General features: G+C 37.8%; 21 protein-coding genes. 17 read left to right on the plus strand and 4 right to left on the minus strand.

The genetic code is table 11. The features are described from left to right. Positions 1 to 506: 506 nt before the first annotated feature. Complete coding sequence (locus tag G521_RS0114100) at positions 507 to 1520, minus strand: LacI family DNA-binding transcriptional regulator (protein ID WP_026899095.1); 1014 nt, start codon at positions 1518 to 1520, stop codon at positions 507 to 509. A gap of 210 nt (positions 1521 to 1730) precedes the next feature. Between G521_RS0114100 and G521_RS0114105 the strand changes: the two genes are divergently transcribed. The 5 genes from G521_RS0114105 to G521_RS0114125 all read left to right on the plus strand — a co-directional run bounded on the left by G521_RS0114105 (position 1731) and on the right by G521_RS0114125 (position 6598). Further along, entirely contained in the window at positions 1731 to 2783 is a 1053-nt protein-coding gene (locus G521_RS0114105) for an alpha/beta hydrolase (RefSeq protein ID WP_162141798.1), read from the plus strand. Between the two features lie 146 nt (positions 2784 to 2929). Next, the gene (locus tag G521_RS0114110) at positions 2930 to 3958 is read left to right on the plus strand and encodes a threonine aldolase family protein (protein ID WP_026899097.1); all 1029 of its coding nucleotides are present in this window, start codon (positions 2930 to 2932) and stop codon (positions 3956 to 3958) included. Between the two features lie 105 nt (positions 3959 to 4063). After that, positions 4064 to 5545 (plus strand): acetyl-CoA carboxylase biotin carboxylase subunit, encoded by a 1482-nt coding sequence (gene accC, locus G521_RS17375; RefSeq protein ID WP_036679579.1) that lies wholly within the window; start codon positions 4064 to 4066, stop codon positions 5543 to 5545. Positions 5546 to 5604: 59 nt separating this feature from the next. After that, positions 5605 to 6195, plus strand: a complete 591-nt coding sequence (locus G521_RS0114120; protein WP_026899098.1) for a riboflavin synthase — start codon at positions 5605 to 5607, stop codon at positions 6193 to 6195. Between the two features lie 88 nt (positions 6196 to 6283). Beyond that, entirely contained in the window at positions 6284 to 6598 is a 315-nt protein-coding gene (locus G521_RS0114125) for a hypothetical protein (RefSeq protein WP_026899099.1), read from the plus strand. Between the two features lie 64 nt (positions 6599 to 6662). Here the strand turns inward: G521_RS0114125 and hscA are convergent, their stop codons facing one another. Continuing rightward, positions 6663 to 8519, minus strand: a complete 1857-nt coding sequence (gene hscA, locus G521_RS0114130; RefSeq protein ID WP_026899100.1) for a Fe-S protein assembly chaperone HscA — start codon at positions 8517 to 8519, stop codon at positions 6663 to 6665. Between the two features lie 295 nt (positions 8520 to 8814). Between hscA and G521_RS0114135 the strand changes: the two genes are divergently transcribed. Then, positions 8815 to 9330 (plus strand): DinB family protein, encoded by a 516-nt coding sequence (locus G521_RS0114135; protein ID WP_026899101.1) that lies wholly within the window; start codon positions 8815 to 8817, stop codon positions 9328 to 9330. On the opposite strand, the gene G521_RS0114140 is transcribed toward G521_RS0114135, so the two are convergent. Further along, entirely contained in the window at positions 9313 to 10647 is a 1335-nt protein-coding gene (locus tag G521_RS0114140; RefSeq protein WP_026899102.1) for a dihydroorotase, read from the minus strand. The genes G521_RS0114135 and G521_RS0114140 overlap by 18 nt on opposite strands. 248 nt (positions 10648 to 10895) lie before the next feature. On the opposite strand from G521_RS0114140, the gene G521_RS0114145 reads away from it, so the two are divergent. The 7 genes from G521_RS0114145 to G521_RS17385 all read left to right on the plus strand — a co-directional run bounded on the left by G521_RS0114145 (position 10896) and on the right by G521_RS17385 (position 16574). After that, positions 10896 to 12353 carry a PQQ-dependent sugar dehydrogenase gene (locus tag G521_RS0114145; protein ID WP_245580877.1) on the plus strand — a complete coding sequence of 486 codons (1458 nt, stop codon included), beginning with the start codon at positions 10896 to 10898 and terminating at the stop codon, positions 12351 to 12353. Positions 12354 to 12576: 223 nt separating this feature from the next. After that, entirely contained in the window at positions 12577 to 13947 is a 1371-nt protein-coding gene (locus G521_RS17380; protein WP_051189775.1) for a DEAD/DEAH box helicase, read from the plus strand. Continuing rightward, entirely contained in the window at positions 13944 to 14204 is a 261-nt protein-coding gene (locus G521_RS18320) for a hypothetical protein (protein ID WP_026899104.1), read from the plus strand. The genes G521_RS17380 and G521_RS18320 overlap by 4 nt, the downstream gene beginning before the upstream one ends. 75 nt (positions 14205 to 14279) lie before the next feature. Then, entirely contained in the window at positions 14280 to 14642 is a 363-nt protein-coding gene (gene gldC, locus G521_RS0114160) for a gliding motility protein GldC (RefSeq protein ID WP_026899105.1), read from the plus strand. Between the two features lie 7 nt (positions 14643 to 14649). After that, positions 14650 to 15063, plus strand: a complete 414-nt coding sequence (locus G521_RS0114165) for a hypothetical protein (RefSeq protein ID WP_026899106.1) — start codon at positions 14650 to 14652, stop codon at positions 15061 to 15063. A gap of 56 nt (positions 15064 to 15119) precedes the next feature. Beyond that, the gene (locus tag G521_RS0114170; protein WP_026899107.1) at positions 15120 to 15482 is read left to right on the plus strand and encodes a DoxX family membrane protein; all 363 of its coding nucleotides are present in this window, start codon (positions 15120 to 15122) and stop codon (positions 15480 to 15482) included. Between the two features lie 63 nt (positions 15483 to 15545). Further along, complete coding sequence (locus G521_RS17385; protein ID WP_051189776.1) at positions 15546 to 16574, plus strand: alkane 1-monooxygenase; 1029 nt, start codon at positions 15546 to 15548, stop codon at positions 16572 to 16574. Positions 16575 to 16577: 3 nt separating this feature from the next. On the opposite strand, the gene G521_RS0114180 is transcribed toward G521_RS17385, so the two are convergent. After that, positions 16578 to 17057, minus strand: coding sequence for a methylated-DNA--[protein]-cysteine S-methyltransferase (locus G521_RS0114180; protein WP_026899108.1), 480 nt, complete (start codon positions 17055 to 17057; stop codon positions 16578 to 16580). A gap of 99 nt (positions 17058 to 17156) precedes the next feature. Between G521_RS0114180 and G521_RS0114185 the strand changes: the two genes are divergently transcribed. The 4 genes from G521_RS0114185 (at position 17157) to G521_RS0114200 (ending at position 20493) form a co-directional block, all read left to right on the plus strand. After that, complete coding sequence (locus G521_RS0114185; protein ID WP_026899109.1) at positions 17157 to 17816, plus strand: heme exporter protein CcmB; 660 nt, start codon at positions 17157 to 17159, stop codon at positions 17814 to 17816. A 126-nt stretch (positions 17817 to 17942) separates the two neighbouring features. Continuing rightward, the gene (gene ccsA, locus G521_RS0114190) at positions 17943 to 18605 is read left to right on the plus strand and encodes a cytochrome c biogenesis protein CcsA (RefSeq protein ID WP_026899110.1); all 663 of its coding nucleotides are present in this window, start codon (positions 17943 to 17945) and stop codon (positions 18603 to 18605) included. A gap of 79 nt (positions 18606 to 18684) precedes the next feature. Continuing rightward, positions 18685 to 18900, plus strand: coding sequence for a CcmD family protein (locus G521_RS0114195; protein ID WP_026899111.1), 216 nt, complete (start codon positions 18685 to 18687; stop codon positions 18898 to 18900). Positions 18901 to 19056: 156 nt separating this feature from the next. After that, entirely contained in the window at positions 19057 to 20493 is a 1437-nt protein-coding gene (locus G521_RS0114200; protein WP_026899112.1) for a Glu/Leu/Phe/Val family dehydrogenase, read from the plus strand. Positions 20494 to 20608 lie beyond the last annotated feature (115 nt).

Genomic DNA, 20608 nt, shown 5'->3' on the forward strand with positions numbered 1-20608 from the left:
AATTAATAATTTGTCGCTTCCAAACAATCATTTTTTTTAAGCGAAATTCACCTTTATTATATTCTGTTTTATTATAATTATTTAACTGTTGTAAAATTTAAATGACTGAAAAAGAGCTAATTGAAAAAGCGTATTTCGATTTGTAAGTGTAAAAATTACACTAAGTTTAATTTGAACGCTTTTTCGGGAACGGTACCGGTAACGTTCCCGAAAAAGGAACAGAAATCGAAATCTCATCATATAAATTCAACCGGAATTCTGCTTATTTTCGGAAATTCGGCTATGAATTTTATCAAAATCAAACGAAAAATGATGAAGAAAAAAATGGAAAATCAGGGAGTTGTTTGGCCCGTTTTAAGTCGAAATCGGGACAGGATTTTAAAGCAATCCGGAGAGTACTTTCTTTTGATAATCAGCATATTTTGTCAAAAAAATTCTACTCTTACCAACAAGAGATTTTTATGTAGACCGCATGGAGAATAAAAATTCCAGAATATACTATCCTGCTATTTAGAAGCGGAGGATTTTCGCCCAATGATCTGTGATTTGCAAACTACCTGATCAGTTACCATTTGCTCATCACCGGAGTTAATGGCTTTAAAAAGTAATTTCGCAGCCTCAATACCCATTTCCAATGCCGGCTGGGTAATGGTAGATAAGGAAGGATTTAACAAAGCGGCAATTTCTAAACTGGAAAAGCTTATGATTTTTATATCCTCAGGAATTCGGATGTTCTGATCCTGGCAAACCTGGTAAGTGGCAATGGCCAATCTCTCAACCGAAGCAAAAATGCCGTCTGGTTTTAAATCATTAAATACCTGCTTAAGAATTTCCTGGGTTTGTTCCAAATCATTGCTGCAATCAATAATAAGATCGTCGCGGTAACTTATTTGATGTGCGGCAAGAGCATCTGTATAGCCACGCATCCTCATTTTCCCGATGGAGTGGCTTTTGTTTACCACCAGGTAGGCAATATTTTTGCAGCCGTTGTTTATTAAATGTTCTGTTGCAGAAAAACTGCTTTCATAATCATTACTGGTTACTTTAGCGGTATCAATATCCTCATATACCCGATCGAAAAATACCAGCGGAATTTTCTTTTTCTTTAATTTATTGAGGTAATCATGGTTATTTGCTTCACCGGAAACCGACATGATTATTCCATCCACACGTCCGCTGTGCAAATTATTTATAAAAGAGATTTCTTTCTCAAAGTCATCGTAAGTCAGGTAAATTAAAATATGGTATCCTTTTTCGCGGGCAACCCTTTCAATTCCGTTAATTGCCTGAGAAAAGAAGTTATTTGCAATTTCGGGTACTATAACGGCAATAGTATTGCTTTTTTGCTCACGTAAATTACTGGCGTAATGATTTGGCTCATAATTTAACTCGTAAGCAGCAGATAAAACCCGTTCTTTGGTTGCTTTATTAATGTCGCTGCTTCCTCTAAAAGCCCGCGATATGGTTGAAGTAGATAAATTAAGCTCTTTTGCTAATTTTTTGATGTTAATACTGTCCATATAATAGTTAAAGCAGGGCGATGTTAGGATTTTTTTTTCTAAGTTAATCAAGAAATAAAAAATCTGATATATCTACTTTAGCCGATCTTAATAATTTAACCATTCGATATTTGTATGCCTTCTGTGAAATTATTCTTTACGTTTTTAATGCCCGGAATTTTATTTTCCCTGCTTAGCACTGCCCAAACAAACAAAGTGAGCTTTATAATAATGAATTCGGACGCAATAATTAACGTTGATTCGGATATTTTTGCAGCCGGAAATATGAATAACTGGAATCCATCTGACAGCAATTACCGGTTTAAAAAAAAATCAGACCGGTATGAATTGGTTTTGGATCTCCTACCGGGATTAAAGGAATTTAAAATAACAAGGGGATCCTGGGGAACAGTTGAAACAAAATTGGACGGACAACCGATATCTAACAGGAGTTTTTTCCTGAAAAAGGATACAGTTATTAATTTAACTATTAAACAATGGCAGGATAGTTTTAAATCACCGGAAAAGGTCCATACGGCAAGCAAGAATGTTCAAGTATTGGATACCGCATTTAATATTCCTCAGCTGAATAGAAAAAGGAGAATCTGGGTTTATCTACTTCCGGATTACCAAACTTCCGGAAAGAAATATCCGGTGGTTTATATGCATGACGGACAGAATTTATTTGATGCATTCACTTCGGGCTATGGAGAATGGAACATTGACGAAACAATGGACAGTCTGGCCAGTGAGAACAAAGTAATGGCTATTATTGTGGGTATAGATCATGGCGACCAGCACCGTTTAACGGAATATAATCCTTACAGTAATAGTAGGTTTGGAAAGGGCAGAGGCCAGGAATATGTTGAATTTCTGGCTAAGACATTAAAACCATATATCGATCAGAAATTCAGAACTAAAAAATCCGGAAAACATACCGCTATTGCGGGAAGTTCAATGGGAGGTTTAATTTCAATGTATGCGGTTGCCAAATATCCGCGGGTATTTGGTAAAGCGGGAATTTTCTCGCCTTCGTTCTGGCTTGCACCCGAAATCTACACGTATATTTCCCAAAGCAATATTCATAAGTCTAAGATATATTTCCTTGCAGGAGAACAGGAGAGTAGAGAAATGGTGCCTGATATGAAAAAAATGTATGATCAGCTGGTGTCTCAGGGATTGAACAAAAAATACATGCATTTTAAAACTGCTGCTGATGGAAAGCACAGCGAATGGTTCTGGCATCGTGAATTTCCGGAATTTTATAACTGGATCAGTAAATAATAAAGTTTAATCGCTTTATCTTAGCCTGTTGAAATTACTAAGCTCACATTTAAAAAGGGTTAAATCTTTTAATTAGGGTTTGGGAAAAGGAATTTAATTTCAATGCTAATCAAATCCGAAACATCCCTCGGACAATACGAAAATAAATGAAAAATATGATTGTTGATCTGCGCAGTGACACCGTAACCCGGCCCGGAAAAGGAATGCTTGACGCAATGATGAATGCCAAAGTGGGCGATGATGTGTTTGGTGAAGACGAAACTGTTAATGAACTGGAGCAAAAAACCGCTCATTTGTTTGGGATGGAATCAGGTTTGTTTTGTCCTTCGGGAACAATGACCAATCAGATCGCTATCAAATGTTTTACCAACCCGATGGACGAGGTGATTTGCGATGAAACAGCTCACGTTTACCGTTATGAGGGTGGCGGAATTGCTTATAATTCAATGGCATCGGTTCGACTGCTGTACGGAGATCGGGGCAGAATTAACCCGGATCTGATCGAACCTAATATTAATCCGGATAATATTCATTATCCCAAAAGCACCCTGGTTGTTCTGGAAAATACAGTAAACAGGGGCGGCGGAAGTTGTTATACATTGGAAGATATTCAGCCAATTTACCATTTGTGTAAACTAAAAAATCTTAAACTCCATTTAGACGGCGCACGGATATTTAATGCACTTACACAAACCGGTGATCATGCGAAAGATTACGGACAACTGTTCGATGGAATTTCTGTTTGCCTATCAAAAGGTTTGGGAGCGCCTGTTGGCTCAGTACTTTTAGGGAGCATAGAAACTATTGAAAAGGCAAAACGTATTCGTAAAGTATTAGGAGGCGGAATGAGACAGGCCGGTTTTTTAGCTGCCGCCGGTATTTATGCGCTTGATAATAATATAAGCCGATTAAGCGAAGATCATAAAAATGCTAAGGCGCTGGCAGCTGCTTTAAAAGAGCTTCCGTTTGTAATAAAAGTTATGCCTGCTGATACCAATATTGTAATTTTTGAACTCGATAAAAAGCATGATGCAGAAGATTTTGTTGATAAACTTCTTAATCACGGCATTAAATGCAATACGTTTGGTAAACAAATGATCCGTTTTGTAACACATCTGGATATCAATACAGACATGATTAATCATACCATTGAAGTCTTAAAGAAAATCCATTAATAAAGTCTTTCATTTTGATTTCCGGGAAATACACTGATTTATTTGGCATATAATCCGGAGGATTGTGAAGTGCACAAATATTTTAAAAAAACTACATTTGTGCCAATGAAGAAAATCCTGATAGCAAATCGCGGCGAAATTGCATTGCGAATTATGCGCTCTGCCCGGGAAATGGGCATTAAAACAGTTGCAGTATATTCCGAAGCTGACCGTAATGCCTTGCATGTTCGGTATGCTGACGAAGCAATTTGCATTGGTCCGGCGGCTTCCAGTCAATCGTACTTAGTAATTGATAAAATTATTGATGCCTGCAAACAATCAGGTGCAGATGCTATTCATCCAGGTTACGGTTTTTTGTCAGAGAATGCATCTTTCGCCCGGCAGGTTTCAGAAGCAGGAATTACGTTGATTGGCCCATCGCCGGAGGCAATGGAAATAATGGGTAACAAATTATCTGCAAAAGCTGCCGCATTAAAATATAATATACCCATGGTTCCCGGAACGGAACAAGCCATCACAGATATGGGGGAAGCGAAAGACAGGGCAGAGGAAGTTGGATTTCCTATCCTGATTAAAGCTGCTGCGGGTGGTGGTGGTAAGGGAATGCGAATTGTAGAAAAGGCCTCTGATTTTGAAGAACAGATGCATGCAGCTATATCTGAAGCTACCTCGGCATTTGGGGATGGTTCTGTTTTTATTGAACGCTATGTTTCATCGCCCCGTCATATAGAAATTCAGGTTTTGGGGGATACGCACGGAAATATAGTTCATCTTTTTGAACGGGATTGCTCCGTTCAGCGTCGCCATCAGAAGGTGATAGAAGAAGCTCCTTCGTCAGTTCTAAGTCCTGAATTAAGAGCAAAAATGGGAAAATGTGCTGTTGATGCAGCACGTTCTTGTAATTATACAGGTGCCGGTACCGTTGAATTTATTCTGGATGAGAATCTCGATTTCTTTTTTCTGGAGATGAATACCCGCTTACAGGTAGAACATCCGGTTACGGAAATGATAACCGGGGTGGATCTTGTAAAAGAGCAGATAAGGGTTGCAAGAGGTGAGGTTTTATCTTTTAAGCAGGAAGATCTTTCAATAACCGGTCATGCCATAGAAGTTCGGGTATATGCCGAAGATCCTAAAAATAATTTCCTGCCGGATATTGGCACGCTGCAAACCTATGTAACACCTAAAGGCCCGGGAGTACGGGTGGATGACGGCTTTGAGCAGGGGATGGAAATTCCAATTTATTATGATCCGATGATTGCTAAGCTGATTACGTATGGTAAGGATCGAACGGAAGCCATTGAGCGGATGTTGCGGGCAATTGATGAATATCAGATCACGGGAATTCAAACTACACTGGCTTTCGGAAAGTTTGTTTTGCAGCACCAGGCTTTTGTTTCCGGAAATTTTGATACTCATTTTGTAGAGAAATATTTTAGTCTGGAGAATTTGGAAAACGCTGATGAGCAGGAAGCCTTTATTGCCGCTTTAATTGCTGCAAAATATATAGGACAGCAGAATCCAGAAAAAATGGAACAATTAACCCAAACAACTGCATCCGGCTGGAAAAAAAACAGACGGGGATAGTCAAAAGTTTAATCTGTTTAACTCCATTTTAATACATAGAATAATATCATATAGTAAAAATGTTTACCGGAATTATAGAAACTTTGGGCCGGGTGATTAGCCTGCAAAAAGAGGAGAGCAATCTTCACATTACAATCGGGTCATCTATATCAGAAGAATTAAAAATAGATCAGAGTGTATCGCATAACGGTGTCTGTTTAACGGTTGTTGAATTAAAACCAGGCGAGCATACTGTTACAGCTATTTCTGAAACTTTAGAAAAAAGCAATCTGGGAAATTTAAGCGTTGGTGATTTGGTAAATCTTGAACGCTGCATGCAAATGAACGGGCGCCTGGATGGACATATTGTACAGGGACACGTAGATCAAACAGCTGTTTGCATCGCTTTAGTAGATATGCACGGAAGCTGGTTATATACTTTTCAGTATGATGTTTCTATGGGAAATGTTACGGTTGAGAAGGGATCTGTGTGTGTTAACGGAATTAGTTTGACGGTAGTTAATTCTGCTGATGATCATTTTTCGGTAGCTATAATTCCCTATACTTTTGAGCATACAAACCTGCAGAAAGTAGGTCCCGGATCAGTGGTCAACCTCGAATTTGATATCATCGGGAAATATGTAAGTCGTCTACTCAGAAAATCTGAATAAGCACCAAATTCCTCATTTATAATTTTTCTTAAAACTGTGTTGGCTCTATAATTGTTATTCATCAATTAAATAAACTCAAAAACCAACTATGGATAAGTTAAAAAAATTCGACCTGATGGAAAAAATTACCCGTGAGCTCGAGGATTTAAAGAATAGTCAAACGGCTATTGTTCAAAAAATTGGTAAAATCGAGGTAGATAATATTGAATTAGGTAACAAAGCTCTGGATCGTCTGTTACCAGCAATGCATCAAAATGTGGCTGACAATCTGGATAAAATTGCAGAGATTCTTCAGGATTTTGAAGATACCAAAAACAATTACGGTAAGGATATAAATGTAGATGCTTTACGTGAGCAGGAAGCTATCCGCGAAGCAACAGAAGGCGGAGAAAAACAATCTTAATTTAAATAATTATCAATTGGAGTGACGAATAAAGAGTAACAATACACTTTATTCGTCACTTTTTTTAATCAATTGTTTTACCTTTCATTGCAGTTGAAATAGCCTGATCCATTAAACGTTCTGCAAAAGGCCTTGTAAATTCATTGATTTCATCAATTTTTTTCAGGATATGATCCTTATCTCCGGAACTTAAAGCGGATTTCAATTCGTTAAGGAAAATATTTGTTTCTGCAATTTCCTCATCAGAAACATAACTCTTATTCTTTTCAAGAAATCGCTCAACGGTGTAAACCATTTGTTCTCCTTCTGTCCGGGCTTCAATCAGCATCCGTTGGCTTACATCCTCTTTTGCATGTTGTATACTATCAATCAGCATTTGCTCTACTTCAGCATCTGTTAAGCCATAGGTCGGTTTTACTTCCACTTCCTGTTTTACTCCAGAACGAACTTCGGTTGCGTGTACCTTTAAAATTCCATCGGCATTTAAAAGAAAATTGATATCTACTTTCGGAAAACCTGCCGGCATCGACGGAATTCCTTTCAAATCGAATTCAGCTAATTTTCGATTTTCCTTAACCAGATCACGTTCTCCCTGATAAACAGAAATTTTCATATTTACCTGGCCGTCAATAGAAGTTGTATACTGTCGACCGGCCTTAGTCGGAATTTTTGCGTTTCTGGGAATAATTACATCCATTAATCCGCCCATTGTTTCAATTCCCAGAGATAATGGAGTAACATCCAGCAAAAGAATATCTTTTCTGTTGCCCGCCAAGATATCAGATTGTATAGCTGCTCCCAAAGCCACCACTTCATCCGGATTTATTTTGTCGTGCACCGGTTTTTTAAAAAACTCAGATACCGTTGATTTTACCAAAGGAGTTCTGGTTGAGCCACCTACCATAATCACTTCCTGAATATCCTCAGATGTTAAAGAAGCATCTTTAAGAGCATTCTGGCAACATTTTATAGTTTCTTGTATTTTATCGCTAATCAGTTCTTCAAATTTGATACGGGTAATTTCACAGGGGATTGTATCAACAAACCCATTAAAAATATTTTGGGTGGTCAGCGCTATTTTGGCTTCTTCTGCTTTAAGCCTCAAAGCCTGCATAAATTCCGGATTTTCGGATATTGAATTTCGATCCAGCTCATTTGCTTCGATCCAGTAATTAACAATAGCCCGGTCAAAATCATCGCCACCCAAAAATGTATTTCCATTAGTTGATAAAACTTCAAAAATTCCGTTCTGGATTTTTAGAACCGATACGTCAAAAGTTCCTCCTCCAAGGTCATAAACCGCAATAGTTTTTTCCTCTTCCGGATTTAATCCGATTCCGTAAGCCAGACTTGCGGCAGTTGGTTCATTAACAATTCGCAGTACATCAAGCCCGGCAAGTTTGCCCGCATCACGTGTTGCCTGACGCTGGCTGTCGTTAAAATAAGCAGGAACGGTAATCACCGCACGGTTAACCGAAGTTTTTAATGCGTGTTCGGTTCGATCTTTAAGCTCTTTCAGAATCATTCCCGAAAGCTCAATTGGCGTATAAAATTTATCGCCAACCATAATCTTAACCAGGCTTTCTGTATCATCATCAATAATTTTGTATGAAAACAGGTCTTTATGATTTTCAATATCATGATACGACCGACCCAATAATCGCTTGACAGAAAAAATAGTGTTTTGGGGATCTGATATCAGAAAAGCTTTGGCATCATTGCCAATTACAACATTGCCATCCGCCTGAAAGTGAACTATTGAAGGAACCAGAACTCCTTTACCGGTGTCATTAATAACCTGTGGATTTCCCTCAGGGTTAATAAAAGCAACCAGACTGTTAGTGGTTCCCAGATCGATACCTACAATAATATCTTCTTTTTGAACAGAACCTGTAGTCAGATTTATAGAAATTTTGGCCATATCACAATATTCAACAAGCCGCAAATGTAATCAGTTTAGAATGATTCTGAAAAGGTAGGAACGGTATTGACTTGCCTGTGATAAAATAGTTGGCTAGTTTTTGACTAGAGAGCTATGCTACAGATTATTAAATAACATAATCCAATCGATGTTAATTCTATTCGGATGATAGTCAGAAATTTCCTCAGGCAGCCTGATTTAAATACCATACTATTAGATGATCGGAATTTTGGTCTTTTCTTAAAACAGAATACTCCAATATATTCTTACATTTAAGGAACTTAAATTTTAACCGATGAAATCTATCCTTGTTAATTACCTGCGTTATAATCACTGGGCCAACCAAAAGATGTGTAATTATTTAAGTACCATTGATTATGTGGAAGAAAACAGCTCTAAACAGGATGAATATTTTGCTATTAAAAACATCATGTTACACATTGCAGATGGAGAACAAACATGGCTTTCGAGGTTAAATGGCGAAAATATTCCTCATATGCATAACCTTGATTTAAATGGATCTTTTAAAAGTATTTGCCACTTAATTCTGAATAATTCTAAATTATTTATAGAATTTGCTGATCAAAAGAAGGATTCTTTTTTTAAGGATAATACTGAATATATCAATTTAAAGGGTGTAAATTTTAAACAGAATAATGCCGAAATAATTTTGCATTGCATGAATCACTCTACTTTTCATCGCGGACAGGTAATTAATATGCTGCGCCATGTAGGCTATACAGATCAGTCGGCAAGTGATTTTATAATGTTTTTAAGAGAGCAGGAAGCCGAATCATCTATTGAAAATTAATCTTTTGCCACAGTGTTGTTCATGAAAAATCCCATTTTCATAAACCAGATTGCCTGAAACGATTGTGTGACTGACAGAGGATTTGAAAGTATGATCTATAAACGGACTCCAGCGGCATTTTGATAAAAGAGTGTCGTAAGTTACCTGCTTTGGTTTATTCAGATCCGTTAATACCAGATCTGCCCAATAACCTTCGCGAATAAAGCCCCGTTTTTCTATTTGGAAACAAATAGCCGGGTTATGGCTCATTTTCTGGGCAATCATTTCCAGTGAAATTTTACCCTGATGATACAGATCAATCATTGCCTGAAGCGCATGTTGTACCAATGGCCCGCCCGATGGAGCCATCAAATACGGCTGCGACTTTTCTGCAAGTGTGTGCGGAGCATGATCGGTTGCAATTACATCTATACGCCCGTCGAGTACAGCTTTTAAAATAGCCTCTCTATCTTCCTTGGATTTTATAGCCGGATTCCATTTTATCATGTTACCTTTTTCAGCATAGTCCTCGTCAGAAAACCACAGATGATGTATGCAGGCTTCAGCGGTAATCTTTTTATCGGCAAGTGAGCTTGAATTTTCAAATAACTCTGTTTCTATGGCTGTAGAAATATGCAGTATATGTAATCGGGTTTGATGTTTTTTGGCCAGCTCAACAGCAAAAGCAGATGATTTATAACATGCTTCGGCACTGCGGATCATGGGATGCATCTCCGGAGTCATCTCTGTACCGTAAAGTGTTGTAAATCGGCTAAAATTTTCCCGTATAATTCCTTCATCTTCGCAATGAACAGCTATAAGCATCGGCACTTTAGAGAAAAGTCCTTCGAGGGTTTTTTTATTATCGACCAGCATATTTCCGGTAGACGAACCCATGAAAACTTTCACACCGCATACTTTTTTTGGATCTGTTTTTAAAACTTCCTCCAGATTGTTATTGCCGGCACCCATGTAGAAGGAGTAATTGGCTAAAGAATTAATAGAGGCGATGTCATATTTATCCTGCAATAAAATCTGCGTCAACGTATTTGGTACCGTATTGGGCATCTCCATATAAGAGGTAATTCCTCCGGCCACGGCAGCCCGGCTTTCCGAATAAATATCTCCCTTGTAAGTTAATCCCGGTTCACGGAAATGTACCTGATCATCAATACAACCCGGGAAAAGATGTAATCCTTCTGCATTAATTTCACGGTCGGCTTTTACATCAAGCTGTGGAGCAATTTTTTCAATAATGCCGTTTTTAACATATACGTCGGCGATAAATTGTTTTCCTTCATTAACCAGATTAGCAGATTTTATAAGGATACTTGACATAGTTACTGGAGATTAATTAAATTAAAAATAAAGAGCAATCGAATTTCTTCAACCTGTTTATATTTCAAATATAGTTACAATGTGGAATAGATAATTGATTCCACAAGGCTGAAAAATTTTTGTCAGCATAATATTATTTCTGTTTTGGGCTATTTTAAATCTTTATAAAGATAACATGAACGGTTTTGAATGTTAAACCAAACAAATTCTGTATTAGATTATTAATTATACATAGTTTTAAATAAAAAATGATGCTAAAATATATCATAACCATTACCATAATTGCTGCCTTCACATTTATTTTAGTAAGCTTTAATAGATGGGAAAAAGCACCTGAATTAATTCACAGAAATTCTCCTGTTCAGGATAGTGCATTTGGAAATGCAGCGGCTCATTACCAAACTTATTGCGGAGGTTGCCATGGTGAAAAAATGAACGCTTTTGTCGACCGGAAATGGAAACACGGCAACAGCCGAAATGATCTCTTTAAAGCTATTAAAATGGGTTATGAAAATGAAGGTATGCCTTCATTTGATTCTGCTTTTAATGAAAAGGAGATATACCAGCTATCAGATTATATTTTGAGCGGTATAAAAAACGTGGATCGTTATTCATCATCTGACAAGCCCCAGTCAAATATTTTTAAGACAGAAGAATTAACTATTCGATTAGATACAGTGCTGAAAGGCTTAGACGTTCCCTGGGGAATGGCTTTTTTGCCCGCCGGTGAAATGCTTGTAACAGACAGGAACGGGAAATTTTATTATGTAAAAAAAGATCGTTCTTTTACCCTTGTTAAGGGAACTCCTGAAGTTGTCGCAGCCGGTCAGGGGGGATTACTGGATGTAGTTTTGGATCCGGATTATGCTTCTAATAAAAATATTTACCTTTCTTATTCAAGAGGCAAAAAAGACGACAATGGTAAAGAATTAGCAACAACAGCTATATTAAAAGCCAGGTTTGAAAACGGCGTTCTGACTAACCAAAAAGATATTTTTATAGCCCAGCCTTATTCTCCAACCAAACATCACTATGGATCAAGAATGCAGTTTGGAAAAGACGGTTATTTATATTTTTCTGTAGGAGAGAGAGGGAACGAAAAACAAAATCCTCAGCAAATAAAAGGGAATGATTTAGGTAAAATCCATCGGATCAAGTCTGATGGGTCAATTCCTGCAGATAATCCGTTCGTGAAAACAGCAGGTGCACAGGCTTCGATTTATTCCTACGGTCACCGCAATCCTCAGGGAATGAGTATTCATCCGCAAACGGGAAAAATATGGACTAATGAGCATGGGCCAAGAGGCGGGGATGAAATCAACATCATTAATCCGGGATTAAATTATGGCTGGCCCGACATTACTTATGGAATTAATTATAGCGGCAAACCAATGAGTCCGAACACAAAAACTGAAAAACCAGGTATGGAGCAGCCGCTCTATCAATGGACTCCATCAATTGGCCCGAGTGGTTTAGCTTTTGTAACCGGTAACAAATATAAAGGCTGGGAAGGAAATCTGATGTCGGGATCTTTGCGTTTTCAATATATTAACAGGAGTGTATTAAAAGATACTAAAGTTGTAAGAGAAGAAATCCTGTTTAAGAATATTGGCCGGGTTAGGGATGTTAGAATGGCACCGGATGGTTATCTCTACATTGCCGTAGAGAGCCCCGGAATAATTTATAAACTGACTCCTGTAGATTAATAACCTAATTGGAATAAGCATTTATAAACATAGTAATTTTTGAAATGCAGGTTTTATGTTGTTTATAGGATACGATCTTCAACAACGATTAACGATTTAAAACCTGCATTCATTAATTGGAATGAAATTCTTTTGTCTATTTCCAGAGTCCCAAAAAGACGCAATTTCTGTTAAGCCTCAGCTTTGAGGGCTGACTCAAGACAAAAAGCCTATCTTTGCGCTTATGCCTCAATCTTTTGAAGACTTTAAGCTGAACCGACAGATATTAAATGCTGTTGCCGATGCTGGTTATACTATACCAACACCCATTCAGGAAAAAGCTATTATGCCTATTTTATCCGGACAGGATATTATGGGAGTAGCACAAACCGGAACAGGTAAAACTGCCGCGTTTGTTTTGCCTATTTTAATGAAGCTGAAATATGCCCAAGGAATCGATCCCCGTGCGCTGATTATTGCTCCAACACGGGAGCTAGCTATGCAGATAGAAGAAAACATCCGCACATTTGCCAAATTTACTGATCTGAGAACAGTTGTGATTTATGGTGGCCTTGGTCCCAAAACTCAAATCGCAGAATTGAAAAAAGGAGTGGATATACTGGTAGCTACTCCCGGGAGGTTTTTAGATCTCTATCTGGCGGGTCACATAAATACCCAGTACATCAGCTTTATGGTAATGGACGAAGCTGATAAAATGATGGATATGGGATTTATTGGTTCCATTCACCGCATTTTGGAAGTTGTTCCCAGAAAGCGTCAGAACTTATTGTTCTCGGCCACTATGAGTGAACTTGTTCATAAAATATCCGGTGATTTTTTAAAGCATCCGACAGTAATTGAAGTAAGTGCACAGGCCACTCCGGCTCAAACGATAAGCCAGTCTTTATATCACGTTCCTAATTTAAAAACCAAGCTAAACCTTCTTCAGCATTTGCTGAAACAGGATGAAGAGGTAAAAAGGCTCATTATTTTTTGCAAAACCAAAACAGTTGCCGATAATATTTTCCATTTTCTGGAGAAGAGATATGGTGCAAAAGAAGTGCGGGTTATTCACGCAAATAAAGGCCAAAATACCCGTATTAATTCCATTAATGCATTTAAGGAAGGAGAGGTTCGGATTCTGGTTGCCACCGATGTTGCTTCACGCGGATTAGATGTAAGTAATGTAAGTCATGTGATTAATTTTGATGTTCCCATCATTATCGAAGATTACGTTCACCGTATTGGTCGTACAGGTCGTGCTTTTCAAAGCGGAGATGCCATAACTTTTTGCAGTCCGGCCGAAGAGTATTATGTGAGCAGAATTGAGAAACTCATTCGCCAGCAAATTCCTGTTTTTAATATCCCGGAAGGCGTATTTATTGAGGAAACCCCGTATGAAGAACGCCAGAATATTGCAAAGGACGTTGATATGCAAAAGCGTAAAGATGACCCCGATTTTAAAGGAGCATTTCATGAAAAGAAGGCGAAAAATATTGGCAATGCTAAACCTGTAAAAGCAACTTCTCTGCATAATAATAAGCCCGGCGCAGCAAGACGAAAAAAGAGCCCGAAATTTGATGCAGTTCATAAAAAAGATCGGAAACGGAAATGAACATCAGGTTTACTCCTCTCAATGTAATATCTGCGTTATTACTGGTTGGTGGCATATATTTCATGTTCTTTGATGCTTCTGCAGGATTTGAATTATACGGAATCATTTCTCTTCTGTTTATGGTGCTAATCTGTTTTGTGGCTGATCTAGTTTTTAGAAGATTACTTTCGGATACCAAACGGATTTGGTTATTTGAATTACTATTTATCATCTTTGTGGCTGCATTAATAACAATAATTAGGGTAGTTATCAATTAGCACTCACGGTCTCAATAAAATAAAAAAATTACAAGCAGAAATGACGCTTCCAGCTTGCTTAAGCAAATTAGTTAAATGAAAAAAGCAGAAATAAAACTTACAATAGAATTAGATGATCAGAATGTTCCTGAAAATATTTTGTGGGAATCAACAGATAGCACCAATAAAGAGGCATTGCCTGTTAAATCCATGATGCTCGCTTTATGGGATCACAATTATAAAAATTCATTACGTATTGATCTCTGGACAAAAGATATGCCTGCCGATGAAATGAAGCGTTTCTTTTATGAAACCCTTCAGACAATGGGCGACAGCTTTTTAAGAGCCACAGGGGAAAAAAATATTGTAGAAGATTTGCGTGATTACTGTGCTCATTTTGCAGAAAAAATGGAACTGACGGAAGGTAACGCTCCTCAATCGGCTTTAGGTAAAAAATAAAATTCTGATGAATTCCCGTAATTACGCCGGTATATTCGGCTCTCTTTTAATCATTGCAGGTGGCTTAAGCCCCATGCTGCATATTCCAATTATTGGTAACTGGAATTATTTTGATATAGATGTTGTTCTGGCAAGCATAGTTTTTGTGCTTGCTGCACTGGGTTTAATTGGCGGGGCATTTGGTAAAAATTCTTTGCTTAAACTTTCAGGATGGCTTTCGCTTACGGTTATCATTTTTACACTGGCAGCAGTTTATTTTAAGGTGAACAACTATTTTAGCTTCATTCCATTAAAAAAACTGGCCGCCGCAGCCAGCTCAATTATACATTACCGCTGGCTGGGCTGGGGGTTAATGGTTCTTGGTTCATTAACCTTAATTATTTTTTCAAGAAAAAAGGAAATAGGAATAAGGAAGAAATAATTTATTTAAATTAGGTATAGTCAATTCACAGGATTACTATACTTAAATAAATAAATATGAATCAATTATTACCTCCCGGCGTTTTAAGAGTTCTTTTTGCCATTCCTTTTGCGGTATTCGGCGTAATGCATTTTATGTATGCTGAGAATATGCAGGGCATGGTTCCGGCTTATATACCTGGCGGAGTAATTTGGGTTTACATTACCGGAGCTTGTTTAATATTGGCGGCCCTTGCATTAGTAATCAATAAATTTGCAAAGATTGCCGGCTACCTCCTGGCATTAATGCTATTGGTTTTTATACTCACTATTCATTTGCCGGCATTATTGGGTGGCGATCAAAACGCGATGGGAAGCCTTCTTAAAGACTTTTCATTAATGGCTGCAGCAATGTTTGTAGCTAACTTTTCATCCAAGTAATAATTCAATTATTTTGAATAATTTGTTGCGCTCAATTAAATGAGTTAAGGCAATTCAATTAAAATGAACAAAACCGGATCTTTCAGAAACTGGAAATATTTCTTTATCCTATTTCCGGTAGTATTGCTGGTATTTGGAAACCTGATGGGTGGATGGTATACACTCATCAATTTTATTTTTTCTTTTGTTGGCTTAGGGATTGCAGAATTAATATTGCCTGAAGACAAATCGAATGATGATATTTCAGAAGATAATCTACCCGATGTTTTATTAATCCTTTGCGTTGTTGCGCAAATTGTATCCATCTCCAGTCTTGTATTTGGAATTGCATCTGGTCGCATAACCGGTTTTTATCTATTTTCTGCTGCACTCTCCACCGGAAGCTCTTCCGGTACATTAGCCATTGTTGTTGCGCATGAACTGATTCATCACAAGGAAAAATGGTGGAATTTTTTGGGGAGATTTTTATTGTTCAGTGTATTTAATCCGTACTTCTATGTACATCATTTAAAAATTCATCATAAACATGTTGGAACAGATGCAGATCCTGTTACGGCCAGATATGGTGAAACGTATTATCATTATCTCGTCCGCTCAATTGCGGGGCAGGTTAAGCAATCTTTACAATCCGAAAAACAACGATGTAATAAAAAGGGATATCTGCCTTACGGCTTTCATAATTATTTTATTGCTTGTCTTGCAGGATATAGTGCCTTTCTTTTATTCATTGGCATTTTTTTTGGATTTGAGGTTTCCACAGCATTGATTCTTCAGGCTGTATTTGCCAATTTATTGCTGGAGTACACCAATTACATTGAGCACTACGGCCTGAGCAGATTAAGTAAAGAACGGGTAAATGAGCAGCACTCCTGGCAAAGTGATAAGGTAATAAGCCGTTTTTTTCTGATCGATCTGAGCCGGCATGCCGATCATCATTATCATGCTTCCAAGCCATTTAACCAGCTGCTGTCGCATGCTAATAGTCCGGTATTACCCGGCGGATATGCCAGCATGTTTCTGCCTGCTTTAATTCCACCGCTTTGGTTTAAACTGGTTAATAATCGAATTCCTACAAGAAAATTAGAAATCTGATTTTTAAAGTATCAGAAAAGACTGGCCGCTTTGTGTGGTCATGGCTTCATGGTTCAGCAGCCACTTTTTTCTCCACAAACCTCCGGCATAACCTACCAGATCGCCATTACTGCCAATTACCCGGTGGCAAGGAATAAGGATCATTAAATTGTTTTTTCCGTTTGCCGCCGCAATCGCTCTGATTGCTAAAGGATGATGCATTTTTTTAGAAAGTGCAGCATAGCTAATGGGTTTCCCGGCAGGAATACTCAATAAAGCTTTCCATACATTCTGCTGAAAGTCTGTTCCGGGCTGTTCGAATGGAAAATCAAATTCGGTTCTTTTGGATGCAAAGTATTCGGATAATTGACTTATAGCCATTTCAGTCAGCTCGTTTGAATTCTCCTCAGAAATTTCTTCGGCAAATCCGATATAACAAACGGCACTTTCATTGGCTTTAACAAAAATCTTCCCGATAGGAGAGTCTAATGATGAACAAAACATACAGCCAAATATACAAGCTGAAATTACTTAAATGGCATTGAGGTTCCAATCCGTAAAGGATATCGGCAAACTCAGATTCAAACTATATATTTGTGGCCAATGAATTTACTAAACCAGGTTAAATTTTTGATCCGCAAAGAAATTGTGCTCGAATGGCGTTCAAAATATGCTTTTAACGGCATATTGCTCTATGTGGTTTCTACAGTATTTGTTTGCTTTCTGGCATTTAAATCCATTCAGCCAATTACCTGGAATGCTTTGTTTTGGATTATCATGTTATTTGCTTCTGTTAATGCCATAACCAAAAGTTTTGTGCAGGAGAACCGAGGAAGGCAATTGTACTATTATACTATTGCAAGTCCGCAGGCTATTATCATTTCTAAAATAATTTACAATATCCTGCTGATGCTTTTATTGTCAGTAATTGCTCTTGCATTTTATTCGCTCGTTTTTAAAAACCCGGTGGGCGACCCTTTATTTTATTTCATATCGGTCTTACTAGGAAGTATAAGTTTTGCTACTGTTTTTACGATGATTTCGGGGATTGCTTCCAAAGCTCATAACAGCGGTGCGCTGATGGCAATTCTTAGTTTCCCGGTCATTATTCCGTTATTAATAGTATTGATCAAATTATCTAAGAATGCAATGGATGGATTAGATCGTTCAGTTTCAATGGATGAGATCGGAGTTCTGGGTGGAATTAACGTAATTGTGATTGCCGTATCACTAATTCTTTTTCCTTATTTATGGCGAGAATAAATTTGTTCGATTTAGAATGTTGAGAATTAGGGGTTTATTTAAGAGATTTCAGGCCATTTAAATTTAATCCGCTTGCTGCGTACTTATTGATATTTCATTACCTTTGGCCCATAAATCATGCTATCTATGACTAAAAACTGGTGGAAAATTATAGCCTCAGTTCTTGTTCTCTACTCCATTATTGGAGGGTTATTAATTGAAGTTCCAAGCTTGCCTATTCTTCATGAGAGCATCCGTAATTTATATTTTCATGTTCCGATGTGGTTTACCATGATCATATTGTATTTGGTATCTGTAATTTACAGTATCAAGTATTTGAGTTCGGGGAATGAAAATGATGATCTTTTAGCCGTAGAAAGCGTTAATGCAGGTATTATTTTTGGATTTTTAGGTTTACTAACAGGGATGATCTGGGCTAATTATACCTGGGGAGATCCATGGCCTAATGACCCGAAATTAAACAGTGCAGCCATTAGCACCTTGATGTATATGGCTTATCTCGTATTAAGAAATTCTCTGGAGGAAGAACAAAAAAGGGCTCGTATATCTGCCATATATAATATTTTCGCCTTTCCGGTGATGATTGTTCTCTTGTTCATATTACCAAGAATGACAGATTCCCTGCATCCCGGTAACGGAGGTAATCCCGGTTTTGGTGGATATGATCTGGATGACAATATGCGTTGGGTTTTTTATCCGGCCTGCCTGGGCTGGATTATGTTGGGAGTGTGGATTGCAACTTTACGTTACCGTATTCGTAAATTAGAAAACAGTCAGCTTGATAGTTGATTTTTGCTAACCTTTATCGCCGCCAATTTAAATCATCAAAAGCTTTGTAAAGCATATCAATATTTATAAAATTAGTTGAATGAAGAAATCAGTATTCCTTTTCTTAACAATAATTGTGCTTGCACAAACTGTATTAGCACAAAATTCTGGAGCAGTTGAAATGGCTGATACTATGCGTGACTCCGGTAAAATTTACGTGGTAGTTGCTGTAATCAGCATTATTTTTATTGGAATTGTAGCCTATTTATTCAGTATCGATAAAAGAGTAAAAAAAGTTGAAAAGGGAAATGGATAGAATAATCAAGGTTTAAAGGTATTTAAATCTGGATTTTAATGAAAAAACCGGGAGTGTAACACATACACTAAGATTTTTTCATTTGCAGGAATCCTTTTTTTTAACTCAAATTTGCGTCAGAAAAACAATTAAATCTATAAACTCTAAGAAATAGTTATGGCTAAGTCTACAGAAACTGCCCATTTAGAAACCAATTTTTTTGGTGATGTGTGCGAGTTCTTTGATCATGCAGCCCAGTTCACTTCGCATCCCGAAGGATTGCTGGACCAGATCAGATCATGTAACAGCGTTTACCGCTTTCGTTTCCCGATAAGAAGGGGCAACGGATTTGAGGTAATTGATGCATGGCGTGTTGAACATTCTCATCATAAATCGCCTACAAAAGGTGGTATCCGTTACAGTGATATGGTGAATGAGGATGAAGTAATGGCTTTGGCCGCCCTTATGAGCTATAAGTGTGCTATTGTAAATGTTCCTTTTGGTGGTGCAAAAGGCGGTATTAAAATTAATCCTAAAAATTATACTGTAGCCGAATTAGAAAATATTACCCGCCGTTATACGGTAGAACTGATTAAGAAAAACTTTATTGGTCCCGGTATTGACGTACCTGCGCCGGATTATGGATCAGGCGAACGTGAAATGAGCTGGATTGCGGATACTTATCAAACCATGAACCCTGGTCAGTTAGATGCTTTGGGTTGTGTTACCGGAAAGCCATTGGCATTACACGGTATTGCCGGAAGAAGAGAAGCTACCGGACGTGGTGTTGCAATATCTATCAGGGAATGTGTAGACGTAGCTGAGGATATGATTAAATTGGGATTAACTCCCGGTTTAGATGGAAAAAAGGTAATTGTGCAGGGATTAGGTAACGTAGGATATCATTCTGCAAAATATCTGATTGAATTTGGAGCTACGGTTGTTGGATTTTGCGAGTACGAAGGTGCAATTTATAATGAAAACGGTTTAGATCTTGATGATGTATTTAATCACCGTAAATCAACCGGATCTATCTTAGGATTTAGCGGAGCGCAGGTAGAATTTACAAATTCATCCGAAGGTTTAGAGCAGCTATGCGATATATTGGTGCCGGCAGCATTAGAAAACCAAATCACAGAACATAATATTGGCAACATCAAGGCAAAGATTATTGCCGAAGGTGCTAACGGTCCAACAACTCCGGCAGCAGCTGCAGCCTTTATCGAACGCGGATGTATCATCATTCCGGATATGTACTGTAACGCCGGCGGTGTAACTGTATCTTATTTTGAGTGGTTGAAAAATCTTTCTCACGTGGCATTTGGCCGTATGGATAAGCGTTACGAAGAAACCGCTAACCGGAATCTGGTTAATATGGTAGAAAAAACTACCGGTGTTACCTTAGATAGCGTTCAGCGTAATCTGATTATTAAAGGTGCTACAGAATTAGAATTGGTTAATTCTGGTTTGGAAGATACCATGATTCGCTCTTACCATGAAATTCGCGAAATCAAAATGAACAATCCTAAAATAGATAGTTTAAGAACTGCTGCTTTTGTTAGTTCTATTGATAAAATCGCTGTTTCTTATATGAATATGGGAATCTGGCCCTGATCAAATATAATTCAGAACATATTAAAAAGGGCAGCGGTTTATTCAGCTGCCCTTTTTGTTTTCTTATTTAGAATGGTTCTTAATAAATAACAATGTTGTTATAGTTAGGGCTAAA

The sequence above is a fragment of the Daejeonella oryzae DSM 19973 genome (assembly GCF_000422945.1).
In the GTDB taxonomy this organism is placed as follows: Bacteria; Bacteroidota; Bacteroidia; order Sphingobacteriales; family Sphingobacteriaceae; genus Daejeonella; species Daejeonella oryzae.

What these genes read in the sequence shown, in the direction of transcription:
- G521_RS0114100 (WP_026899095.1), bottom strand. Translation starts at nt 1,520, where the DNA reads ATGGACAGTATTAACATCAAAAAATTAGCAAAAGAGCTTAATTTATCT.
- G521_RS0114105 (WP_162141798.1), top strand. Translation starts at nt 1,731, where the DNA reads ATGAATTCGGACGCAATAATTAACGTTGATTCGGATATTTTTGCAGCC.
- G521_RS0114110 (WP_026899097.1), top strand. Translation starts at nt 2,930, where the DNA reads ATGAAAAATATGATTGTTGATCTGCGCAGTGACACCGTAACCCGGCCC.
- accC (WP_036679579.1), top strand. Translation starts at nt 4,064, where the DNA reads ATGAAGAAAATCCTGATAGCAAATCGCGGCGAAATTGCATTGCGAATT.
- G521_RS0114120 (WP_026899098.1), top strand. Translation starts at nt 5,605, where the DNA reads ATGTTTACCGGAATTATAGAAACTTTGGGCCGGGTGATTAGCCTGCAA.
- G521_RS0114125 (WP_026899099.1), top strand. Translation starts at nt 6,284, where the DNA reads ATGGATAAGTTAAAAAAATTCGACCTGATGGAAAAAATTACCCGTGAG.
- hscA (WP_026899100.1), bottom strand. Translation starts at nt 8,519, where the DNA reads ATGGCCAAAATTTCTATAAATCTGACTACAGGTTCTGTTCAAAAAGAA.
- G521_RS0114135 (WP_026899101.1), top strand. Translation starts at nt 8,815, where the DNA reads ATGAAATCTATCCTTGTTAATTACCTGCGTTATAATCACTGGGCCAAC.
- G521_RS0114140 (WP_026899102.1), bottom strand. Translation starts at nt 10,647, where the DNA reads ATGTCAAGTATCCTTATAAAATCTGCTAATCTGGTTAATGAAGGAAAA.
- G521_RS0114145 (WP_245580877.1), top strand. Translation starts at nt 10,896, where the DNA reads ATGATGCTAAAATATATCATAACCATTACCATAATTGCTGCCTTCACA.
- G521_RS17380 (WP_051189775.1), top strand. Translation starts at nt 12,577, where the DNA reads ATGCCTCAATCTTTTGAAGACTTTAAGCTGAACCGACAGATATTAAAT.
- G521_RS18320 (WP_026899104.1), top strand. Translation starts at nt 13,944, where the DNA reads ATGAACATCAGGTTTACTCCTCTCAATGTAATATCTGCGTTATTACTG.
- gldC (WP_026899105.1), top strand. Translation starts at nt 14,280, where the DNA reads ATGAAAAAAGCAGAAATAAAACTTACAATAGAATTAGATGATCAGAAT.
- G521_RS0114165 (WP_026899106.1), top strand. Translation starts at nt 14,650, where the DNA reads ATGAATTCCCGTAATTACGCCGGTATATTCGGCTCTCTTTTAATCATT.
- G521_RS0114170 (WP_026899107.1), top strand. Translation starts at nt 15,120, where the DNA reads ATGAATCAATTATTACCTCCCGGCGTTTTAAGAGTTCTTTTTGCCATT.
- G521_RS17385 (WP_051189776.1), top strand. Translation starts at nt 15,546, where the DNA reads ATGAACAAAACCGGATCTTTCAGAAACTGGAAATATTTCTTTATCCTA.
- G521_RS0114180 (WP_026899108.1), bottom strand. Translation starts at nt 17,057, where the DNA reads ATGTTTTGTTCATCATTAGACTCTCCTATCGGGAAGATTTTTGTTAAA.
- G521_RS0114185 (WP_026899109.1), top strand. Translation starts at nt 17,157, where the DNA reads ATGAATTTACTAAACCAGGTTAAATTTTTGATCCGCAAAGAAATTGTG.
- ccsA (WP_026899110.1), top strand. Translation starts at nt 17,943, where the DNA reads ATGACTAAAAACTGGTGGAAAATTATAGCCTCAGTTCTTGTTCTCTAC.
- G521_RS0114195 (WP_026899111.1), top strand. Translation starts at nt 18,685, where the DNA reads ATGAAGAAATCAGTATTCCTTTTCTTAACAATAATTGTGCTTGCACAA.
- G521_RS0114200 (WP_026899112.1), top strand. Translation starts at nt 19,057, where the DNA reads ATGGCTAAGTCTACAGAAACTGCCCATTTAGAAACCAATTTTTTTGGT.